The 19,642-nt window shown below is 66.7% G+C and carries 21 protein-coding genes; 12 read left to right on the forward strand and 9 right to left on the reverse strand.

Features of this window, described 5'->3' with window-relative positions; all coding sequences use genetic code 11:
• Positions 1 to 193 precede the first annotated feature (193 nt).
• Positions 194 to 1,402 carry a FimV/HubP-related protein gene (locus LPB04_RS22640; protein WP_193686673.1) on the reverse strand — a complete coding sequence of 403 codons (1,209 nt, stop codon included), beginning with the start codon at positions 1,400 to 1,402 and terminating at the stop codon, positions 194 to 196.
• 85 nt (positions 1,403 to 1,487) lie between these two features.
• Here LPB04_RS22640 and fumC point away from each other — a divergent pair, with 85 nt between their 5' ends.
• The 3 genes from fumC to LPB04_RS22655 all read left to right on the forward strand — a co-directional run bounded on the left by fumC (position 1,488) and on the right by LPB04_RS22655 (position 3,606).
• Complete coding sequence (gene fumC / locus LPB04_RS22645) at positions 1,488 to 2,882, forward strand: class II fumarate hydratase (protein WP_193686674.1); 1,395 nt, start codon at positions 1,488 to 1,490, stop codon at positions 2,880 to 2,882.
• A gap of 86 nt (positions 2,883 to 2,968) precedes the next feature.
• Complete coding sequence (locus tag LPB04_RS22650) at positions 2,969 to 3,181, forward strand: RNA-binding S4 domain-containing protein (RefSeq protein WP_193686675.1); 213 nt, start codon at positions 2,969 to 2,971, stop codon at positions 3,179 to 3,181.
• Positions 3,182 to 3,321: 140 nt separating this feature from the next.
• On the forward strand, positions 3,322 to 3,606 hold the full coding sequence (locus LPB04_RS22655) for a DUF883 domain-containing protein (RefSeq protein ID WP_193686676.1): 285 nt from the start codon (positions 3,322 to 3,324) through the stop codon (positions 3,604 to 3,606).
• Between the two features lie 111 nt (positions 3,607 to 3,717).
• Here LPB04_RS22655 and LPB04_RS22660 read toward each other — a convergent pair whose 3' ends face one another.
• The 7 genes from LPB04_RS22660 to LPB04_RS22690 all read right to left on the reverse strand — a co-directional run bounded on the left by LPB04_RS22660 (position 3,718) and on the right by LPB04_RS22690 (position 8,457).
• Positions 3,718 to 3,909 (reverse strand): YjfB family protein, encoded by a 192-nt coding sequence (locus tag LPB04_RS22660; protein WP_193686677.1) that lies wholly within the window; start codon positions 3,907 to 3,909, stop codon positions 3,718 to 3,720.
• Between the two features lie 19 nt (positions 3,910 to 3,928).
• Complete coding sequence (mobB, locus tag LPB04_RS22665) at positions 3,929 to 4,492, reverse strand: molybdopterin-guanine dinucleotide biosynthesis protein B (RefSeq protein ID WP_227496545.1); 564 nt, start codon at positions 4,490 to 4,492, stop codon at positions 3,929 to 3,931.
• Positions 4,479 to 5,273, reverse strand: coding sequence for a general secretion pathway protein GspB (locus LPB04_RS22670; protein ID WP_193686678.1), 795 nt, complete (start codon positions 5,271 to 5,273; stop codon positions 4,479 to 4,481). Before LPB04_RS22670 ends, mobB begins: the two co-directional genes overlap by 14 nt.
• Positions 5,274 to 6,887, reverse strand: coding sequence for an ExeA family protein (locus LPB04_RS22675; RefSeq protein WP_193686679.1), 1,614 nt, complete (start codon positions 6,885 to 6,887; stop codon positions 5,274 to 5,276).
• Entirely contained in the window at positions 6,887 to 7,315 is a 429-nt protein-coding gene (locus LPB04_RS22680; RefSeq protein WP_227496546.1) for a hypothetical protein, read from the reverse strand. Before LPB04_RS22680 ends, LPB04_RS22675 begins: the two co-directional genes overlap by 1 nt.
• A 65-nt stretch (positions 7,316 to 7,380) precedes the next feature.
• Positions 7,381 to 7,566: a hypothetical protein gene (locus LPB04_RS22685; RefSeq protein ID WP_193686681.1), complete on the reverse strand. Its 186-nt coding sequence runs from the start codon at positions 7,564 to 7,566 to the stop codon at positions 7,381 to 7,383.
• A 66-nt stretch (positions 7,567 to 7,632) separates the two neighbouring features.
• Positions 7,633 to 8,457, reverse strand: a complete 825-nt coding sequence (locus LPB04_RS22690) for a metal-dependent hydrolase (RefSeq protein ID WP_193686682.1) — start codon at positions 8,455 to 8,457, stop codon at positions 7,633 to 7,635.
• A gap of 161 nt (positions 8,458 to 8,618) precedes the next feature.
• Here LPB04_RS22690 and LPB04_RS22695 point away from each other — a divergent pair, with 161 nt between their 5' ends.
• From LPB04_RS22695 to fos, 3 genes are all read left to right on the forward strand, one after another.
• The gene (locus tag LPB04_RS22695) at positions 8,619 to 9,953 is read left to right on the forward strand and encodes a GIN domain-containing protein (RefSeq protein ID WP_193686683.1); all 1,335 of its coding nucleotides are present in this window, start codon (positions 8,619 to 8,621) and stop codon (positions 9,951 to 9,953) included.
• Positions 9,954 to 10,130: 177 nt separating this feature from the next.
• Positions 10,131 to 10,808 carry a GNAT family N-acetyltransferase gene (locus tag LPB04_RS22700; protein ID WP_193686684.1) on the forward strand — a complete coding sequence of 226 codons (678 nt, stop codon included), beginning with the start codon at positions 10,131 to 10,133 and terminating at the stop codon, positions 10,806 to 10,808.
• 41 nt (positions 10,809 to 10,849) lie between these two features.
• On the forward strand, positions 10,850 to 11,260 hold the full coding sequence (fos, locus tag LPB04_RS22705; RefSeq protein WP_193686685.1) for a fosfomycin resistance glutathione transferase: 411 nt from the start codon (positions 10,850 to 10,852) through the stop codon (positions 11,258 to 11,260).
• 316 nt (positions 11,261 to 11,576) lie between these two features.
• On the opposite strand, the gene LPB04_RS22710 is transcribed toward fos, so the two are convergent.
• Positions 11,577 to 12,077 (reverse strand): hypothetical protein, encoded by a 501-nt coding sequence (locus tag LPB04_RS22710; protein ID WP_193686686.1) that lies wholly within the window; start codon positions 12,075 to 12,077, stop codon positions 11,577 to 11,579.
• 285 nt (positions 12,078 to 12,362) lie between these two features.
• Between LPB04_RS22710 and LPB04_RS22715 the strand changes: the two genes are divergently transcribed.
• The 6 genes from LPB04_RS22715 (at position 12,363) to LPB04_RS22740 (ending at position 19,638) form a co-directional block, all read left to right on the forward strand.
• Positions 12,363 to 13,244 (forward strand): BadF/BadG/BcrA/BcrD ATPase family protein, encoded by an 882-nt coding sequence (locus LPB04_RS22715; RefSeq protein WP_193686687.1) that lies wholly within the window; start codon positions 12,363 to 12,365, stop codon positions 13,242 to 13,244.
• Positions 13,241 to 14,326, forward strand: a complete 1,086-nt coding sequence (gene nagA, locus LPB04_RS22720; protein WP_193686688.1) for an N-acetylglucosamine-6-phosphate deacetylase — start codon at positions 13,241 to 13,243, stop codon at positions 14,324 to 14,326. The genes LPB04_RS22715 and nagA overlap by 4 nt, the downstream gene beginning before the upstream one ends.
• Entirely contained in the window at positions 14,323 to 15,357 is a 1,035-nt protein-coding gene (locus LPB04_RS22725) for an SIS domain-containing protein (protein ID WP_227496547.1), read from the forward strand. The genes nagA and LPB04_RS22725 overlap by 4 nt, the downstream gene beginning before the upstream one ends.
• Positions 15,358 to 15,367: 10 nt before the next feature.
• Positions 15,368 to 16,927 carry a glycoside hydrolase family 3 protein gene (locus tag LPB04_RS22730; RefSeq protein ID WP_193686689.1) on the forward strand — a complete coding sequence of 520 codons (1,560 nt, stop codon included), beginning with the start codon at positions 15,368 to 15,370 and terminating at the stop codon, positions 16,925 to 16,927.
• A 190-nt stretch (positions 16,928 to 17,117) separates the two neighbouring features.
• Positions 17,118 to 18,434, forward strand: coding sequence for a tetratricopeptide repeat protein (locus tag LPB04_RS22735; RefSeq protein WP_193686690.1), 1,317 nt, complete (start codon positions 17,118 to 17,120; stop codon positions 18,432 to 18,434).
• A gap of 133 nt (positions 18,435 to 18,567) precedes the next feature.
• Complete coding sequence (locus tag LPB04_RS22740; RefSeq protein WP_193686691.1) at positions 18,568 to 19,638, forward strand: flavodoxin family protein; 1,071 nt, start codon at positions 18,568 to 18,570, stop codon at positions 19,636 to 19,638.
• Positions 19,639 to 19,642 lie beyond the last annotated feature (4 nt).

A 19,642-nucleotide genomic window follows, 5' to 3' on the forward strand; every position in this document is an offset into this window, starting at 1 on the left:
GTTGCATCCGGCGTCCGCTGCCGCTGTTGGCAGGCTGACCGCTTCCGAAACAGGCGCCTTGCGGCGTACTTCCGTGTCTCGCGCCACGCTATCGGTGGTGGCTGCGCGGACTCCGTTTCGTTTTGTGGTTTTGATAACCAACGAGCCCAGTATAGCGCAAATATGCCGCTTGTGTAGACCAATTGTGCGCGGCTTATTCTGGCCGGGAAACTACCTCGGTCAGGACGGGTTCGTCGCCCGCTGCGGCGGCATCGGGGGCCGCGTCCTTCCCGCGATTCGGCATCAGGCGCGCCTTCACGGCCGCCACGAAATGCGGCTTCGGTTCGCCCGCAACTGCGCTCTCCTTGCCCGCTTTCGGCAACCTGGCCGGCTTGTGCGCGGCCGGGATCTTGCCGAAGCCGGCACGCTTGCGGCGCGCCAGCAGGGCCAGCACCAGCCCGGCAAGCGCGGCAATGCCCGCGACCGCGCCGCCGATCAGCAGCCACGGGGTCTCGGGCTCCGGCGGTTCGACCTTCTTCGGCTTGCGCTGGATGCGGGGCGCGCCCTTCGGTGCGTCCTTCTCGGCCTCCTTCGCCGCCGGGGCGGGAACAGGCTGGTGGACCGCGGCAGGCGTCCCGGCGCTGTGCGCCTTGGCGGGCGCGCCCTGCAGTGTTTTGACTTTGTCCTCGAGCCTGGCCAGGTCATGGCGCAGCGCGGCGTTTTTTTCGCCAAGCGCCACGCAGGCATCCAGGTGTTCGGTCGACGGCTGCGGCGCGCAGCTCGGCGCCTGCGCAGCCGCCTCAGGAACCGGCTTCGGCGCAGCGACCGGTTTTTTGGTGGGCGCCACCTTTGCCACCAGCTTCGCAGCTGCCTTGCGCCGGACCGGCGCCGCTTCCACGTATTCCTCGCCCGTCTGCAGGGCCGCGGCCGGACGCGCAACGGCAGCCGGCGTGCGTGCCGGAACAGGAAGTGGCGCCGGCTCGGCCTGCGCTTTCGGTGCCTCAGGCACGGGCGGCGGCGCCGGACTCGGGTCCGGCGTCAGCCACAGGGTCACCAGGCGCACGTTGCGCTGGCCGCCATCGAGCAGTTCCAGGTAGATGTGCAGGTGGCGGCTCTCTACCGGCTTGAGCGAGGTCAGATGCAGGAACTGGCGGCCGTCGCGGCGCATCACAGTCATGTTGAGGCTGGAGAGCACAGCCGGCATGGCGATGTTCGCGCCCCGGTAGACGTCCGGGTTGGCCACTCGTACCGCTACCTGCCTGCCCGGGTCGTCGAGCAGGGTCAGCTCGACGTCGGCGACGAGCGCCTGCCCGAGATGCGAACGCACCTGGGCCTCGCCCAGTTCGGCCGCATGGCCGGCGCCCGCCGTCACAGCGGCGGCAAGCAGGAATGTCGACAGGATGGTGTGTGTGCGCAGCGCCATGGCAGGAAGAATTTGTAGCCTAAGCGTAATTAACGGGTGTTCGGATACACTCTTTAGCTCCAGCCCGCAAATAACAGGAAACCCTATGGAAAACCGGATAGAAAAAGACAGTTTCGGCCCGATCGAGGTTCCGGCCGGCCATCTCTGGGGCGCGCAGACCCAGCGTTCCCTGCACCACTTCCACATTTCGACCGAACGCATGGCGCCGGAACTGGTGGCTGCGCTGGCCCAGGTCAAGCGCGCCGCCGCAGCGGTGAACCGCTCGCTCGGCAAGCTGCCGCGCGACAAGGCCGACGCCATCATCGCCGCCGCCGACGAAGTGCTCGCGGGGCGCTATCCGGACGAGTTTCCGCTGGCCGTCTGGCAGACCGGTTCCGGCACCCAGAGCAACATGAACATGAACGAGGTGCTGGCCAACCGCGCCTCCGAGATCATGGGCGGCGAACGCGGCGAAGCGCGCCTGCTGCACCCGAACGACCACGTCAACATGGGCCAGTCCTCGAACGACATCTTCCCGACCGCGATGCACGTGGCGGCCGCGCTGGCGGTCTCGAAAGAGGTGCTGCCTGCGCTGGCGCGCCTGCGCGGCACGCTGACGGTCAAGTCGCGCGACTTCGCCGACATCGTCAAGATCGGCCGCACCCACTTGCAGGACGCCACGCCCCTGACCCTCGGCCAGGAATTTTCCGGCTATGTCGCCCAGCTCGAGTTCGCCGAGCAGGCCATCCGCGCTTCCCTGCCCGGCCTGCTGTTGCTGGCGGCCGGGGGGACGGCGGTCGGCACCGGCCTCAACGCTCATCCCGAGTTCGCCCCGCGCATCGCCGCCGAACTCGGTTCGCGCACCGGCCTGGCATTCAAGACGGCGCCCAACAAGTTCATGGCCCTGGCCGGGCACGACGCACTGGTGTCAAGCCACGGCGCCTTCAAAACCCTGGCCACCGCCCTCATGAAGATCGCCAACGACGTGCGCTGGATGGCCTCCGGTCCGCGCTCGGGCCTGGGGGAAATCACGATTCCGGAAAACGAGCCGGGCAGCTCGATCATGCCAGGCAAGGTCAATCCGACCCAGTGCGAAGCGCTGACGATGTTGTGCTGCCAGGTGTTCGGCAACGACGTTGCGCTGACGATCGGCGCCTCGCAGGGCAATTTCGAGCTGAACGTGTTCAAGCCGATGATCGCCCACAATTTCCTGCAGAGCGCGCGGCTGCTGGCGGACGGCATGCGCTCGTTCGAGGAGCACTGTGCCAAGGGCATCGAACCGAACCGCGCCCGGATCGGCGAACTGATGGAACGCTCGCTGATGCTGGTGACCGCGCTGGCGCCCCACATCGGGTATGATGCCGCCGCGCAGATCGCCAAGCATGCGCAGCACGAGGGCATCACGCTGCGCGAGGCGGCCCGGCAATCGGGTCATGTCAGCGAGGAACAGTTCGACCAGTGGATCGTTCCGATCGACATGACGCGTCCCGATCCGGAATAAGCACTCCCTGCGGCCGAAGCTGGGCTTGCTGCGACCCTGTCGAGGCAAGCCCAAGCGTGCGCCCCACAATTTAACCCAAGTATATTATGCAAAACACAACTTTCGAACTGACATCCGAGTTCGTCGAACTCAACCAGCTGCTGAAACTGGTCGGCCTGTGCGATAGCGGCGGCGCCGGCAAGAACATCGTGGCCAGTGGCGTGGTGTCGGTCGACGGCAAGAAAGAACTGCGCAAGACCGCAAAGATCCGCACCGGCCAGACCGTAACCGTGGGCGACGTGCGGATCGCGGTTCGGTAGGCGGGACTGCCGGCCTCTACGGCACACGTTTGCGCGCAGACAAACGCGACCGGTAGTCCTTGTTTATATTTTAAGTGCGCCTGACTTCCCTACGGGGTAAGGCGCACTGAAACGTGATCAATCGGCTTGAGGTGAATGCCATGGAAACCCCGGAAAAAAATCCGCAAACGCAGGAACGGCTGATCGGCGATCTGCGCCTCGTCATCGAGAATGCGGAAGAACTGCTGAAGAACACGGATCAATACACGAGCGTCCTCTATCAGAACGCGCGCGCCAAGCTGGCAATGGCGCTGAACGCGGCCAACGAAGAACTCGAGCGCTTCGAAGACGCGCAGCTCAATCGCATGATGGAAGCGACACGCCAGGCCACCGAGCGCTGCGGCAGCCTGAGCGGCGAAGAGCGGATCCTGCGCGCTTTCCATTGAATGCACGGCGGCGCCAGGCTGGCGCCGCTGCCGACATGCGGTGCGAGATCTCTACGGTTGCACCGCGTGGGCGCGAGAGCCGTTCGCGGCCCGGCCCACCCTACAAACCCATCAGGCAGTGGTATTGATCTTGTTGCCGAGGTGAGCCGGCAGGTTCTGCGGCGGCTGGATACCGTCGAGGATCTGGGTCATGGCCGACTTCTGCATGTCCTGCTGCTTCTTGAGCATGGTCATGCCGACGTCCTCCTTGGTGCCGGTCTCGGCGATGGTGGTAGATAGCCTGGCGATGGCGAGGACGTCCATATCGGTCTCCTGTTGAGGGTTATCCTTCCTTAACGGCTTGTTCTACGGAAACTTTAGCCCTGGCCGCCATCCATCCGGTGAGCCAGCACAAGACATCCCCGGGCGCATTCAGGTCCAGCCAAGCCCGGCCCGCGTCGGCGGGCGCCGGACCGTCGGAGGCCACGGCCACCACCAGCGCATCGTCCGGATACAGCGGCGCGCGCCCGAGCGCGGGACGCCAGACCTCGAGCTTGGGCAGCGGCTCCCATTTATAACCTTCGACCAGGGTCAGGTCGGCCGGGGCCAGGCGCGCCAGCTGTTCGGCCAGCGGCGGTTCGGCCTCCCCGCGCAGTTCGCGCAGGATGGCATAGCGGTAGGGAGAGGCGATCATCACCTCGGCCGCGCCCGCCATGCGCAGGCGCGCGCTGTCCTTGTGCGGCGGCTCGAGTTCGATGTCGTGGTGGCTGTGCTTGACCACGTTCACGCGTAAGCCGCGCGCGGCCAGCTGGGCAACGAGGAATTCGAGCAGCGTGGTCTTGCCGCTGCCCGACCAGCCGACCACGGCCAGCACGACGGGCGCCGCGCCCGGATCAATAAGCGACACGGTAGCGGGTGCCCCGGTAATTCATGACGGCATATTTCGGCATCAGGCGCTCGAGGACCAGGCCGGGGGCCAGCTCTTCTCCTTCGCGGCGCAGCATTTTGTCGACCAGCAGCAGGCGATCGGCCGGGTTGGGCGAGTAGATGTAGCCGCCCACCGCCACCTTCGGCACTTCGCGCTGGATGGCCTCGGGCAGCTGCTGCAGCGTACGCAGGTTTTCTTCCTGAATCGGATCGGGCGCACGGGTGGGCGGCGGTGCAGGCGGCGTCGGTGCCGGCAGGTAGACCGCCTCGGGCGCCGGATCACGCGCGGCGGCCGGAGCCGGAGCCGGCGCCCGGCGTGGTTTGGTGTCTGCCGGCGGTGGCGCCGCCGGCGTGGCAGCGGCAACCGGCTCGCTCCTCCGCCTGGCAGGCTGCACGGCCGGCGCCGGGACCGGAACCGCACTCGCAGGCAGTGCTTCCGGCACAGGCGCAGGCGCGGCAACCGGTGCCGCGGCCGGCTCCTTCGAGGCCGCCGGCGCGGCGGCTGGCGCAGGCGCCGCCGGCCCCGCCTCGTTACGCGCCAGCACGGCAGGCTGTCCCGCCGGCGTCTTCGCCCGCCACACGAGCCCGGCCGCGATACCCGCGACCAGCACGCCCACGCCCAGGCCGATCAGCAGCGGCTTGCGGTTCACCGCGGCGGACGCGGCCGGAACCGGAACCGGCGCCGGCGTATGGATGTCGGGCGCATTGCCCAGCTGGCGTTCGGCTTGCGCCTTTTTGAGTGCTTCGAGAATGTACGACATTTAGTGTCCCGTCCCGGCGGCGAGCAGGCGTGGCTCGGCGACCCCGGTCAGCTGGTTGAGGCGCATGTAGGTGCGGGGGCCGGCCACGCCGTCCGCCTTCAGGTTCTGCTTCGACTGGAATGCACGCAATAACTGCCCGATGCGTGCATCGAAGGGCTGCTGCGCGGCCGGCGCCGTGACGCCGCCGAGCTGGGCCAGGCGCGCAGCGAGCCAGTCCACGTCCGCCCCCTGGTCCCCGGGCGCCAGGTTGTCGCGGAAGGCGCGCGGCATTTTCCAGAAGGTCGTGTACTCGCCGGTGAAGCGCGCCACCAGGGCGGCGAGCTCGACTTTTTCGCGCTTGCCGTCGGCGAGCAGGGTCACGCTGCGCTCGTCCATCCCGGCCAGCACGGCATAGCTGGTGCTACGTCCGTCGCGCAGGGTAATGACGGCCGGACGGTCGAGCTGGCGCAATTCGTAGATGCCGCCGCGGCCCGTATGGCAGCGCAGGTCGAGGCGGAACGCGACCTGGCAGGGTTCGCCCGCTGGAAGCGTTGCGCCCCACAGGCTCGCCAGGCTGCGCAGGGCCGGGGCTTCGTCGGCGTGCCCCTGGGGCAAGGCGGCTGCGGGCGCAGGCGCAGGCGCAGATGCAGGCGCAGGTGCAGGCAAGGCCTGCGCAATCCTTCCCTTCTTGCCGGCAGTCGGCGCCGCGACTGGCGCCGTCGTATGCGGCAATACCTGCCACGCGGCCGCACTGAGCGCCGCGCCGGCCAGCAGGCCGCCCGCCACCAGCGGCCAGCGCGCCTTGCGCGCCGGGGCCGTGGTTTCGCCCGTAAACACTTCCTCGGCCGCCTTGCGCAGGATGGTGCGCGTCACCTCGCGGCTGTTTTCGACATAGGCACCCAGCAGCGCGCGGTCGCACAGCAGGTTGATGCGGCGCGGCACGCCCTGCGTGATGCGGTGGATCGCCGGCACGATCGATGCGGGGAACACCGGCCCGCCCTGCGCGCCCGCCACCGCCATCCGGTGCGCGATATAGGCGCCCGTCTCGGGCTCGGACAGCGGCCCCAGATGGTAGCGCGCGATCACGCGCTGCGCCAGTTGTTCCAGCTCGGGACGCGCCAGCATCGTGCGCAGCTCCGGCTGGCCGATCAGGATGATTTGCAGTAGCTTGCGCTCGCTCGTCTCCAGGTTCGTCAGCAGGCGCAATTGTTCGAGAACCTCGGGCGCGAGGTTCTGGGCTTCGTCGATGACGAGCACGTTGTTCATGCCCTGGGCGTGCGAGGCCAGCAGATAGGCGTTGATCGCGTCGACATAGCCCTTCACGCCCTGTCCGCTGCCCGGCGCAGCGATGCGGAACTCTTCGCAGACCGATTGCAGCAGTTCGCCCACGGTCAGTTTCGGGTTGAAGATATAGGCGAGCCGGCAGTTCTCCGGGATCTGCTCGATGAAGCAGCGGCAGACCGTGGTCTTGCCGGCGCCGATCTCGCCGGTCAGCAGCACGAAGCCGCCGCCGCTGTTGATGCCGTACAGCAGGTGGGCCAGCGCTTCGCGGTGGCGCTCGCTCATGAACAGGTAGCGCGGGTCGGGGGCGATCGAGAACGGCGCCTGCTTCAGGTTGAAGAAATTGGTGTACATCAGAACTGGCGGCCTGGCGGGAGAGGTTTATATCTCGCGCAGTATATTTTGGATTTGCCTTTGTGATAAGCGATGACGCTGCCCGGGTTCGATACCCGCAATGGATATTGCGACATATCGGCCGTTTTATGGCGTATGCCGACGGCCGCGTGGATGGCCTCTTCCAGCTCTTCCGGCTTGCTGTCGACCACGGCCGCGATGAAGACCATCGGATTGCTGTCGTCGCTGACCATGATGTCCTGCACCTGCTTGCCCCATAAGCCAGCCTCGCCCTTGAACCAGAAGGCGCCGCCCTCGTGCTTGTAGGAAGGACCGAGGACGGTGCTCAGCCAGGAATGGAAGTACTTGTTGTCGAGCTGGCTGCGGCACAGCAGCGCATTCCCGATCACGGGGCCGAAGGTCGAGGGCAGCGCCTGCGCCGCATTCATACTCACACTGCAGGCGAGCGCCAGCAGCACGCCTGCAGTGTGAGCGTAAGTGCGGCGCGTGCGCGTCACAGCTTCGACAGCCAGTCGCGATTGGCGGCGATTTTCGCCTTGGCCGAGGCCGGCAAGGCCTCATAGCAGCCGGGATGCTGCTTCAGGGCCCCCTCGCGCACCTCTTTCTCGAGGCCATTCACGATAAACACATAAACGGTGGCGCCCTCGCTGTTCTTGCGCGTGCCCATGTAACGAATCACTTGTTTCTCCTTACTCGACCCGCCCATTATGACACCTGCCGCCGCGGGCGGCTGTGCTCGAATGCTTCAGGCCGCTTTTGGGCGCACCGGCCGCCAGGCTGAACTGTTGTGATCGAGCCACGATTCGATCAGGTGCCGATTGTCGTGCTGCCACGGATGAAAGGAGCGCGAAAAATACTGCAGCCCCGGCCTCAGCAGATGCCCAGCCAGTCCATTGCGCCCGAACCAGATCTTGATCGCACTGCCCCAGGTGCGCGGCTTGAACAGCTCGCCGTCGCGGCGCAGGTTGAAACAAGTCTGGAGAAAAGTCTCGAAGGCAAACATGAAACTGACGTGCACATACCAGAGCACGCGCCGCCAGTATCCGCCTCCGGCGGCGCGGTAGGCATCGAAGGCCACGCCCTTGTGCTCGGTTTCCTCGACCGCGTGCCAGGACCAGACGGTCTGCATCCGCGGCTCGGCGCCTTCCAGCCAGTCGGGATGGCGCAGCACGCCGTCGGCCAGCATCGCCGTGTAATGCTCGAGCGCGCAGGTGATCGCCAGCCGGCTCAGCACACTCATGCGGTCGATGCGCCGGATCCGCTTACGGGTTGCGGCCTCGCGCGTATAGGGCAGGCCCTGGCGCTCGAGCTCCTTGTTGTACTGCACGTGGACATGCCGGTGGGTCGCCTCCTGGCCGATGAAATCCCTGACTTCTTCGCGCAGCTGCGGGTCGGTCAGGCATTCCGGCGGCACGGCGCGCACGGCATCGATGAACAATTGCTCGCCGAGGGGAAAACTCATCGACAACGCGTTGAACAGCTGGGTGCGGTAGGCGTCGCCGCCATTCCAGTGGCGCCCGAAACCTTGCGCGAGGTCGACATCGATTTTCCGGACTGTCAGGGTAGACATGGGTTTCCTTTCGTCTGCCGATGGTGAACAGGACGCAGTTCGGCGCCCGACTTCGACCGTTGATACCGTGATTTTGCACGTCCATCGGTTCGGCTGCATGCACCGCTGCCGTTTGCCCTATCGTGCATGCTCTGCCCCCACAAAAACAACAAGGACACCGAATGAACATCAAGCACACCGCCCTCGCCGCCCTCGTCCTCTGCAGCGGCCTGGCCAGCATGCAGGGCGTTTCCGCCGACGACAGGCGCGCGCCCGTGATCGTCGACAAGCGCGCCGTCGGCGCATTTACCGCCATCGAACTGGCCGGCCCCTTCCGCGTCATCGTGACCGAGGGCGCGCCGCGCCTGGAATTATCGGGCGAAGCGAAGCAGCTGGCCGAGATCGAGACGGAAGTGCGCAATGGCACCCTGATCGTGCGCCAGCGTTCCTCGCGCTCGAGCTTCGGCTTCCACTGGGGCAAGCGCGAGCATGAGGAAGTCGTCGTGCGCATCGGCGCATCAAGCCTGAAGTCGCTCGCCAGCAGCGGCAGCGGCGACGTCGAGCTCGATACGGTCGGCGGCGAGCGTTTCACCTTGTCCTCGAGCGGGCCGGGCGACATCCGCGCACGGGGCGCCGCGCGTACGTTTGAAGTAAGCAGCAGCGGCAGCGGCGACCTCGACCTGCGCCAGGTGAAAGCGGGCAACGTCGCGCTGTCGATGTCCGGTCCCGGCGACGTGCAGCTGGGCAGCGTCGGCAACGAACTGACGGCGCGCGTCAGCGGCTCGGGCGACCTTGATGCGGACGAGCTGCGCCTGGCGCGCGCCGTGGCGCTGGTATCGGGTCCGGGCGGCGCCAGGTTACGCGGCACGGCGCGCGAGTTGCGGGTTGAAGTCAACGGCTCGGGCGACCTCGATGCCTGCGGCCTGCAGGTCGAAAAGCTCAACAGCGTCCAGCGCGGACCGGGCAATGCCTGCGTCGCCGGCACCATCCGCCAGTTCGAGGCCGAAGTCAACGGATCGGGCGACCTCGAAGCGCGCGGCCTGCAGGCCGGACGCGCGGTCCTGCGCATGACCGGCCCCGGCAGCGCAAGGCTCTCCGGCAGCGCCGACGAACTGCGCGCGGACCTGAGCGGCTCGGGCGAACTCGACGCTGAAAAACTCACCGTGCGCAGCGCGATGATCGACAGCGGCGGCCCCGGCGACATCAAACTGGCGCGCGTCACCGATACCCTCGACGCTTCGCTGCACGGCTCGGGCGACCTGAGCGCCTCGATCGAAGGCAAGCGCGTCATGCTGAAGCTGCGCGGCCCCGGCAACGCCCAGCTGCAAGGCCACGCCGAGCGCATCACCGCCGAACTGAGCGGCTCCGGCAGCCTGCAGGCGCGCCGTCTGACGGTGCGCCAGACGGACATCAACGTGCGTGGGCCGGGCACCGCTTCGGTGAACCAGGTGCGCGAAGGCGACGGGCGCGAGCAGCTGGTGCAGGTCGAGCGCGGTGGACGGCGTCAGGTGGACTGAACCTGGGCGTAGCGCTTGAGATGCCTGGTTCGCCCAGGGCAGGCATGCGTCTGGACGACTATCGGAATGATTCCTGAAAAGTAACATCAGGCGCCGAACAAGCGTTATGCTTGTCCTTGAAGCGACGCGCCGAAGCCTTGCCAGGTTCCCGGCATCCCGATTCGAAGGACAATCCAAATGACTAGCCTCGACCGGCCCGTGTGGGCCTCACTTGTCTCTGCACCGCAGCTCGCGGAAGGTGGTGATCTTGCCAAGCGTTTCCGGCGCGACGTCAACGTTTTCGCTGCCGCGTCCGACGATAGCCCCGCGAGTCTTGCGGCACTTGCCGGGCTCGTCTGCGATGACGAATCCATCTTTTTGCTCCAGGTCCCGACCATCCGCCTGCCCGACGGCCTTGTCGCGGTGCGCGAGGCCCAGGGAGTGCAGTTGCTGGCGGCCCGGCCCATCGCGCCCGGGACAGGCAAGGATCCGATCCTTGTCCTTGGCGATGCGGATGCGGAGGAAATGCTCGCTTTGGCGACACTGACCGAGCCGGGACCCTTTTTGTCACACACACATACGATGGGCCGCTTCGTCGGCATCCGCGTCGACGGGCGTCTGGTCGCCATGGCGGGGGAGCGCATGCGTTTTCCGGGTTTCACGGAAGTCAGCGGCGTATGTACCCATCCTGACTTTCGCGGGCGTGGCCTGGGCAGAAGACTTTCTTCCGTCGTCGCGCATGCCATCCAACAACGCGGCGAGCAGCCATTCCTTCACGCTTGGGCGTCCAACACTGCGGCAATCGCGCTGTACGAACACTTGGGATTCACATACCGAACGGCAGTACAGGTGGCCGTCGTGAAAAAACGGGCCTGAATGCACACTGCCCGAAGCAAGCCACGAATCGACCCGAAACCATGTTAACCGGACTAAATCACCTGACCCTTGCGGTGCGCAATATCGAACGAAGCGTGGATTTCTATCGACAACTGCTCGGCTTCCGCCTGCTCGCGAGCTGGGATGCAGGCGCTTACTTATCGCTTGGGGATTTGTGGCTGTGTCTGTCGCTGGATCCCCTGAGGCCGGAAGGACCCACGCCCGAGTACACGCACTACGCGTTCAGCATCACGCAGGACAATCTCGACACCTTGCGTCGGCACCTGCGCGATCACGGCGTCACCGAGTGGCGACAGAACCGCAGCGAAGGGGACTCCGTTTACTTTCTCGACCCTGACGGACATAAGTTTGAAGCGCACGTTGGCGACGTGCGCAGCCGGCTCGCCCAATGCCGCATCCAGCCTTACTCAGGCATGCGCTTCTTTGAATGAGTTCGGCAATCGTGCGCGGGCCGGGCAGCGCCGCGGTCAACCAGGTAGTCGAGGGCGGCGGGCGCGAGCAGCTGGTGCAGGTCGAGCGGGGTGGAAGGCGTCAGGTGGAGTAAGTTTTCGGCTGCTTGCTGGCGGTTCCGCATCTCCGCACTCGGCCTTATAGCGGACCTGTGCTGTTGGGATAAGCGGCGAATCAACGATGCTGCAGCTCTGAAGGCGCATCTTCGCAGTTCATCAGCATCGCGTACTTCCCCCAATGTGCATAAGGTTTGCTCCATGATGCGTTGACCGGTTGAACGCGCAGCCGATAGCGCCCCTAAGCCATTCGCTTCCTGTCCGCCAAGCGCCAGCGCAGCAAGCCCGACGTACCCACCAGGTAATAACCGGCAACCACGCCCATGATCCCCATCGTCAGCGGACTGCTGCCGAACGCCGGCACCTGCTGCGGCCCCAACGTAAACATTTCGAACATGCGATACAGCACGCGCGCAATGAAGAGCATGGCGACGACCATGCCGATCGGGGCGTAGGGAATATAGAAATAATCGCTGCCGACGCGCTCGAAACCCATGCGGCGCCAGGCGGCGAAACCGAGCGCAGTGCCGACTGCCGCGCCGCCGAGCAGCGCGCCAAGCACGGCAGGCTTGGCGAACAGCATGACGATCATGGCCAGCAAAAAGGTCGGCAGGAAGGTCACGCCGAACCAGTGGCGCCACATGCGCGATTTCTGGCGGACGGTCAGGCGCTGCACGCGCTTGTAGACGCGCCACATGATGAGGGGCGTGGCGGCGAACATGATCAAGTGCGTCTGGGTCATGGTGTAGATGATAATGTGGATGGGCTGGCGCCGAGTATCACCCATTTTTTCCATTTTGGAAATAATGGCATTGCGGTTTGTCCGGCTTCCGCCTCCTGCGCGGCGCCCGGGATATGGCGCTCAACCATACCAGTTTGCATACCAGCACCCGCTCCCGCTTTTCATAGGGTAGCATCCCCTCCGGAGCACGCCGGGCGGCCCGGCATTCAATACCACTTAAATACCTGTTGACAAGCTCAACCCGCCTCCCTATAGTGCCCTGACCTCCCCGGCACTCATTTCCCCATGATCGAATACCTCATCGGCGTCGATGGCGGCGGCACCGGCACCCGCGTGCGCCTGGCCAGCTCCGCCTCCAGCGGCGAAGAACTGGCGCAAACCAGCGCCGGCCCCTCCGGCCTGTCCCACGGCATCGACAATGCCTGGATCACCATCCTGGCCGCCATCGGCGAAGCCTGCGCGGTGGCCGATATCGGCTCCCCTCCCCTGTCCTCGATGGCGATCGGCCTCGGCCTCGCCGGCGTGCACAACAAGGACTGGGCGGCGCAATTCGTGGCCGCCGATCCCGGCTTTGGCGCCCTCGTGCTCGACACCGACGGCTTCACTACCCTGATGGGCGCCCACGGCGGCGCGCCGGGCGCGATCGTGGCGATCGGCACGGGCAGCGTCGGCGAAGCGATGCTGGTCGACGGCACCAAGGTCGAAGTCGGCGGCTGGGGCTTCCCGGCCGGCGACGAAGCGAGCGGCGCCTGGATGGGCCTGCGCGCGCTGAACCATATCGAACAGGTGCTCGACGGCCGCGTGCGCGGCGGCGACTTTGCGCGCGAGGTGATCGCAGCCTGCGGCGGCAACCGCGACGCGGTGCAGATCTGGCTCGGGCGCGCCAACCAGACGGCCTACGCCAGCCTGGCACGCTTCGTCGTGATCCATGGCGAGACCGATCCGGTGGCGCGCGCCATCCTCGAACACGCGGGGCGCGAGGTGGCGAGCATCGCCGACGCCCTCGACCCGTCCCACACGCTGCCGCTGGCCTTGTGCGGCGGCCTGGGCGACGTGCTGCTGGCCTGGCTGCCGCCGGAAACGCGCGCCCGCTGCCTGCCGGCCCAGGGCGACTCCGCACGCGGCGCCCTGCTGATGATCGAACGCTATCTGAAAGAACGCCAATGAAAGGCAATATCCTCACTCCCGACGGCTGGGTCCATGGCGAATTGCGCTTCGGTGCCCGCATCGATGCCATCGAGGGCAATCCGGTCGACATCGAGAGCAATGGCGACGACCTCATCCTGCCCGGCTTCATCGACGTCCACGTGCACGGCGGCGCCGGGCGCGACATGATGGAAGGCGGCGACGCGCCGCACGTGATCGCGGCCCTGCACGCAAAGCACGGCACCACCAGCCTGCTCGCCACCACAATGACCGCCCCGCCGGAAGACATCCAGCGCGCATTGAAGGCCATCGGCGCGGCCTGCAAGGAGCGCGGCAGCAAAGAGGCGCGCATCCTCGGCGTGCACCTGGAAGGCCCCTACATCAATGCCGCCAGGCTGGGCGCCCAGCCGCCGTTCGCCAAGGAAGCCACGCTCGCCGAGATCGAAGCCTATGAAGCCCTGGCGCCGATGCGCGTGATCACGGTGGCGCCCGAAATCCACGGCCACCTCGAACTGGTGCGGCTGCTGGCGGACCAGGGCGTGCGTGTCCAAATCGGCCACACCAGCGGTTCCTACGAAGACGGCGTCGCCGCACTGGAGCACGGCGCGGCCGGTTTTACCCACCTGTTCAATGCAATGCCGGGCCTGCACCACCGCGAGCCGGGCATGGTCGGCGCAGCGCTGGCCCATGCGCAGTACGCCGAGATCATCCCCGACCTGCTGCACGTGCATCCGGGTGCGATCAAGGTGGCATTGCGTTCGATTCCGCAGCTGTTCTGCGTGACCGATTCGACCGCCGCCGCCGGCATGCCCGACGGCGAATACATGCTGGGCCGCCAGGTGGTCCACAAATGCATGGGCGGCGTGCGCCTGGCCGATGGCACCCTCGCCGGCTCGACGCTGACGATGATTGGTGCGCTGCGCAATCTGGTGAAAATCGGACTGTCGCTGGCGGAAGCCTCGCGCCGCGTCTCGACCAACGCCGCCGACTATCTCGGCGAAACCCAGCGCGGCCGCATCCAACCCGGATGCCATGCCGACTTCGTCGTGCTCGACCGCGACCTGAACATCAAAGCTGTCTATATCGAAGGAGAAGCCGTATGACCGTCCCTGCAACCTCGCTGATGCTGCAGGAGGCCATGTCGGCCGGCGACTGCGTCGCCCTGCAACTGTCCCAGGACACCGAACGCTACGCCGAACTCGGACGTACGCTGAGGTCGACCAATTTCCACAGCGCCGTCACCGTGGCGCGCGGCAGCTCGGACCACGCGTCGAGCTATGTCGCCTACCTGATCATGTCGCGCATGGGGCGCCTCGTCACCTCGCTGCCGATGTCGCTCGTCACGCTGTATAAATCGCCGCTCGTCACGCAGGGCACGCTGGCGATCTCGATCTCGCAATCGGGCCAGAGCCCGGACGTGGTCGAGCCGATCCAGTACTTCCGCGACGGCGGCGCCACCACCGTGGCACTCGTGAATGACGCCGAATCGCCGCTGGCAAAGGCCGCCGCCTGGACCATGCCCCTGCACGCCGGCAAGGAGCAGAGCGTGGCCGCAACCAAGAGTTTTATTACGAGCCTGGTGGCGGGCGCGCGCCTGGTCGCCGAATGGCAGGACGACGCCGAACTGAAAGCGGGCCTCGCCGCACTGCCGGACGACCTGCGCGCAGCGTCCCGGGTCGACTGGTCGGCCGCCATCGAGGTGCTGGCGCCGGCCCGCAACATCATGGTGGTCGGACGCGGCATCAGCTTCCCGATCGCCCTGGAGGCGGCCCTGAAATTCAAGGAAACCTCGGCCCTGCAGGCGGAGGCCTTCTCGGGCGCCGAGATCAAGCACGGCCCGATGGCCCTGATCGAGGACGGCTATCCGCTGCTGATCTTCGCCACGCGCGGCCCGGCCCAGGCCGGCCTGGTTGCGCTGGCGACCGAGATGCGCGGGCGCGGCGCGCGCGTGCTGCTGGCGGCGCCGGAAGACATCGCCGAGCGCGACCTGACGCTGCCGGTGGCGGCCACGCCCGACCTCGACCCGATCGTCGCGATCCAGGCCTTCTATGTAATGGCCGCCCAGCTCTCGAAGGCGCGCGGGCTCGATCCGGACCGGCCGCGCCACCTGAGCAAAGTCACCAGAACAAACTGAGCCACAAGCCATGGACGACCTGAAAAAAATCGCCGGCCAGCTGATCATGGTGCGCCTGTTCGGCACCGAGCTGGATGAAGACACGGCCCGCTTCCTGGCGGCGAATCGCGTGCGCGGCGCCTGCCTGTTCCGCCAGAACATGACGGACGCGGCGCAGCTGACGCGCCTGACCGGCGCCCTGCGCGCGGTGATGGGGCCGGAAGCGCTGATCGCACTCGACCAGGAAGGCGGCGCCGTGGTGCGTTCGACCTGGGTGCCGGCGCCGCCCTCGGCGATGGCCATCGGTGCGGCCAACGATCCGATTCTCGCGCGCGAGGTCGGTGCAGCCGTGGCGCGCGCCGTGCGTTCGCTCGGCTTCAACTGGAACTTCGCGCCCGTCCTCGACCTGAACAACAATCCGCACAACCCGGTGATCGCGGAACGCTCCTTCGGCGCCGATCCCGAGACCGCCACCCGGATTGCCCTGGCCTGGATGGAAGGCAGCGAAGCGGAGGGCGTGGCCTGCTGCGTCAAGCACTTCCCCGGCCACGGCGACACCCACGTCGACTCGCACCGCGCGCTGCCGACCGTCGACAAGCCGCTGGCGGAACTGGAGCGCTTCGAGTTCGCGCCGTTCAGGATGGCGGCTCCGTTCGCCCCCGCGATGATGACGGCCCACATCGTCTACCCCGCGCTCGACCCGGACTATCCGGCCACGATGTCGCGCCCCATCCTGACCGGCATCCTGCGCGAAGGCTGGAACTACGGGGGCGTGATCATCACCGACGGCATGGACATGCACGCGATCGCGCACCGCTACGGTGTCGGCCAGGCCGCCGTGCGCGCGCTGGTGGCCGGGGCCGACATGGTGATGGCGATCGGCTCGCGCGAGACGCAGGAAGAGACGATCGAAGCGATTGCCGCGGCCATCGCCTCGGGCGAGCTGCCGATGGCGGAAGTCGAGGCCCGCCTGGCGCGCCTGGCGAAGCTGGCGGCCGCGCATCCGGCCGGCGGCATTGCGCGTCCAGCGGCGGCCGTCACGGCAGCAAACGCGCCCGAAGTCATGGGCAGCGAAGCGCCGGGCGCCGACGAAGCGCCGATCTACACGACCGATATCGAGGACCGCGCCCTGATGGCGCGCGCCTGGCAGCGCGGCCTGAGCAGCCGTGGCGCCGTGGTCCGTCCTTCTCCCGGCGCGCGCGTGCGCCTGGTCGCGCGCCAGGACGTGGTCAGCGACGGCGTCTCGGAAGCGGGCGTGCCGGCCGCCGCCATCGCCGCTTCGCTGGCGCAGCTGTTCGAGGTCGAGCTGGTGACCTTTGCGGACGCCGATACCTTCGACTGGAGCGCCCTGCCCCAGGACGGCCGCTTCACGATCCTGGCCTCGACCTCGCGCCGCCGCTACGGTCCGCATGTGCGCGCGACCTGGCGTCCCGACCTGCACCTGGCGCTCTGGAACCCCTACCAGGCGCTCGACGTCGAGGCCCCGGCCCTGATGACCTACGGCTTTGCCGCGCCCGCACTGGCGGCGGTCAATGCCTGGCTGGCGGGCGAGATCGAGGCCACGGGCCAGTGCCCGGTGCCGGGCTTCTGAGACCGTAAGCGTTACTGTGCGCCAAACACGGTAACGCAATGTAACGACATCCCCATCCCCTTTACACGTGCGGCACAATTGCGGCGCATTGTCGGACCTGTTTATGGGACAATGCGCGTTTTGCTCAAGCTTGGCAAAAATGCCATCTTGCCGCGGGATTGCACCGCTCATCTTTTTAGAAGGATCATTCATGTCCCATTTCCGCCTCGCTCGCCTCTGCCTGCTGCTGGCTGCCGTCGGCCTGAACACCGCGCCCGCCCTGATGACGAGCGCCCACGCCCAGAAGGGCGACGCCCCTGCGGCCGCGCCGTCCAACAACGTGCGCCCGGAACTGTACAAGCTGCTCGATCCGGCCCAACTGCAACCGCTGATCGCATCCAAGAACGCTGCCGAACTGCAGAACCGCGTCACCCAGGCCGAAGCGATCCCGAACAAGACGCCGTACGAAGCCTATGTTGTGAACCGTGCCAAGATGGTGCAGGCCTCCCTCGCCGGCAACGATGCGGGTGTGGCGGCCGCGGCCGAGGAAGTCCTGAAGTCGGGCTTCGAGCCGAAGGATTCGCAGCCGAAGCTGGTGCTGGCCATCGCCGACATCCAGTACAAGGCCAAGAACTACCCTGCCACCGTCGAACAGCTCAAGCGCTATGAAGCGATGGGCGGCGACATGACGACGGCCCGTCCGCTGCTGGTGCGTGCGCAGTACCTGAGCAAGGACTACGCCAGCGCCAAGCCGCAGCTGGTGCAGATCATCAGCGAGGCCGAAAAGGCGGGCAAGGCGCCGTCGCAGGAAGACCTCAAGCTCCTGCTGAGCGCCGCGAACGAGACCAAGGACACCGCCGTCTACGAGAGCACCGTCCAGAAGCTGGTGACCTACTACCCGAGCGATGAAATGTGGGGCGAAATCATCCGCGTGGGCGTGATCAAGAAGCCTGGCTTCGACCAGAACAACTTCATGCCGGTGCTGCGCCTGTACTTCGGCACCATGAAGACGCTGCGCGAGGAAGACTATGTCGACCTGGCCGAAACCGCCCTGCGCGACGGCTTCCCGACCGAAGCGAAGAACGCGCTGGACGCCGGCTACGCCGCGGGTGTGCTGGGCAAGGGTGCCAACGCCAAGGCGCACAACGCGCTGCGCGTGCGCGCCGACAAGGGCGCCGCCGACGACGCGAAGAACATCGCCGCCGGCGAAGCCTCGGCAACGAAGTCGAAGACCGGCGCCGGCCTGGTCAACCTCGGCTGGGCCTACGCGACGATGGGCCAGTACGACAAGGGCATCGGCTTCATCCAGCAAGGTATCGCCAAGGGTGGCCTGAAGCAGCCCGACGAAGCCAAGCTGCGCCTGGGTGCGGCGCAGGCCAAGGCCGGCCGCAAGGACGACGCCATCAAGACCTTCGAAAGCGTCAAGGCGGGCGGCGGCCTGTCGGACGTGGCCCGCATCTGGGTCATGACGCTCAAGCAGCCGGCCGGCGCGGCGACTGCGTCGACGGCACCTGCCGCAGGCAAGTAAGCAGCAAGGCTGCATTGAAAAGCGGGCGGACGCCACTGGCGCCGCCCGCTTTTTTATTGCCGCCACAGTTCGCCAGCGAACATCGCCGCCCCCATCCTTTGCGCATAATCGGGTTTTCTTCACGGAGCGTGCCATGACGACGGTTCGCAAGGGACAGGCGCCCGCTCGGCTCGAGCGCGACGAATTCCGCCGCAAATTCTTCGACGGCTTTTTCGATCCGGCCTATGAGACGGTCGCGCACGAACTGGCGAAGGTCGAGGAAGTGGCCTGGCAGGCCTACCAGGACAAGCGCAAGGCGCCGCGTACGCTCAAGGCCGGCGCCGGCTTCGCCGATCCGGACTACGACCTGTCGATCGAATGGAAGGCCGCGCGCGACCGCCTGCTGGCCGCCGAGATCCACCAGAAGAAGCCCGACACCCCGAGCCGCATCCTCCTGATCAACGCCTCGGCGCGCAACGACGGCAGCTGTCCCGGCGAGATGTCGAAGTCCTGGCGCCTCACGAAAATCGCGCGCGACGCGCTGGCCGCATGCGGGATGGAGGCCGACCTGCTCGACCTGTCACGCCTGACCTCCGACTACGACCGCCACATCCATCCCTGCAAGGGCTGCGCCTCGACCGCCATGCCGCTCTGCCACTGGCCCTGCAGCTGCTACCCGAACCACGCCGAGCGCCAGACCGGCGACTGGATGAACGAGATCTACGAACGCTGGGTCGCCGCCCACGGCGTCATCATCCTGACGCCGGTCTACTGGTACCAGACGCCGTCCACGCTGAAACTCATGATCGACCGCCTGGTGTGCGCCGACGGCGGCAACCCGGACCCGAGTTCCACCCACGGCAAGGATGCGATGAAAGCCAAGGAAATGGAGCTGGCGGGCTGGGACTATCCGAAGCACCTGGCCGGCCGTGCCTTCGGCGTCGTCGTGCACGGCGACGTCGCCGGCATCGAAGGCACGCGCCGTTCGCTGACGGACTGGCTGAACTGGATGGGTTTGGTCGACGCGGGCAGCTTCGGCACGCTCGACCGCTTCATCGGCTATTACGAATCGTATGCCGAGAGCCATGAGGTGCTCGACCGCGACACGGACGTGCAGGAAGAAGTGCGCAACGTGGCGCGCGCGGTGGCGCTGACGGTGCAGGATTTACGTTCGGGACGCGTGGTGCCGCAGTCGGCGAAACTGAAGGCACCGCGTCCCAAGTAAGACG

Origin of the sequence: Massilia litorea (genome assembly GCF_015101885.1) — a bacterium.
GTDB lineage: Bacteria > Pseudomonadota > Gammaproteobacteria > Burkholderiales > Burkholderiaceae_D > Telluria > Telluria litorea.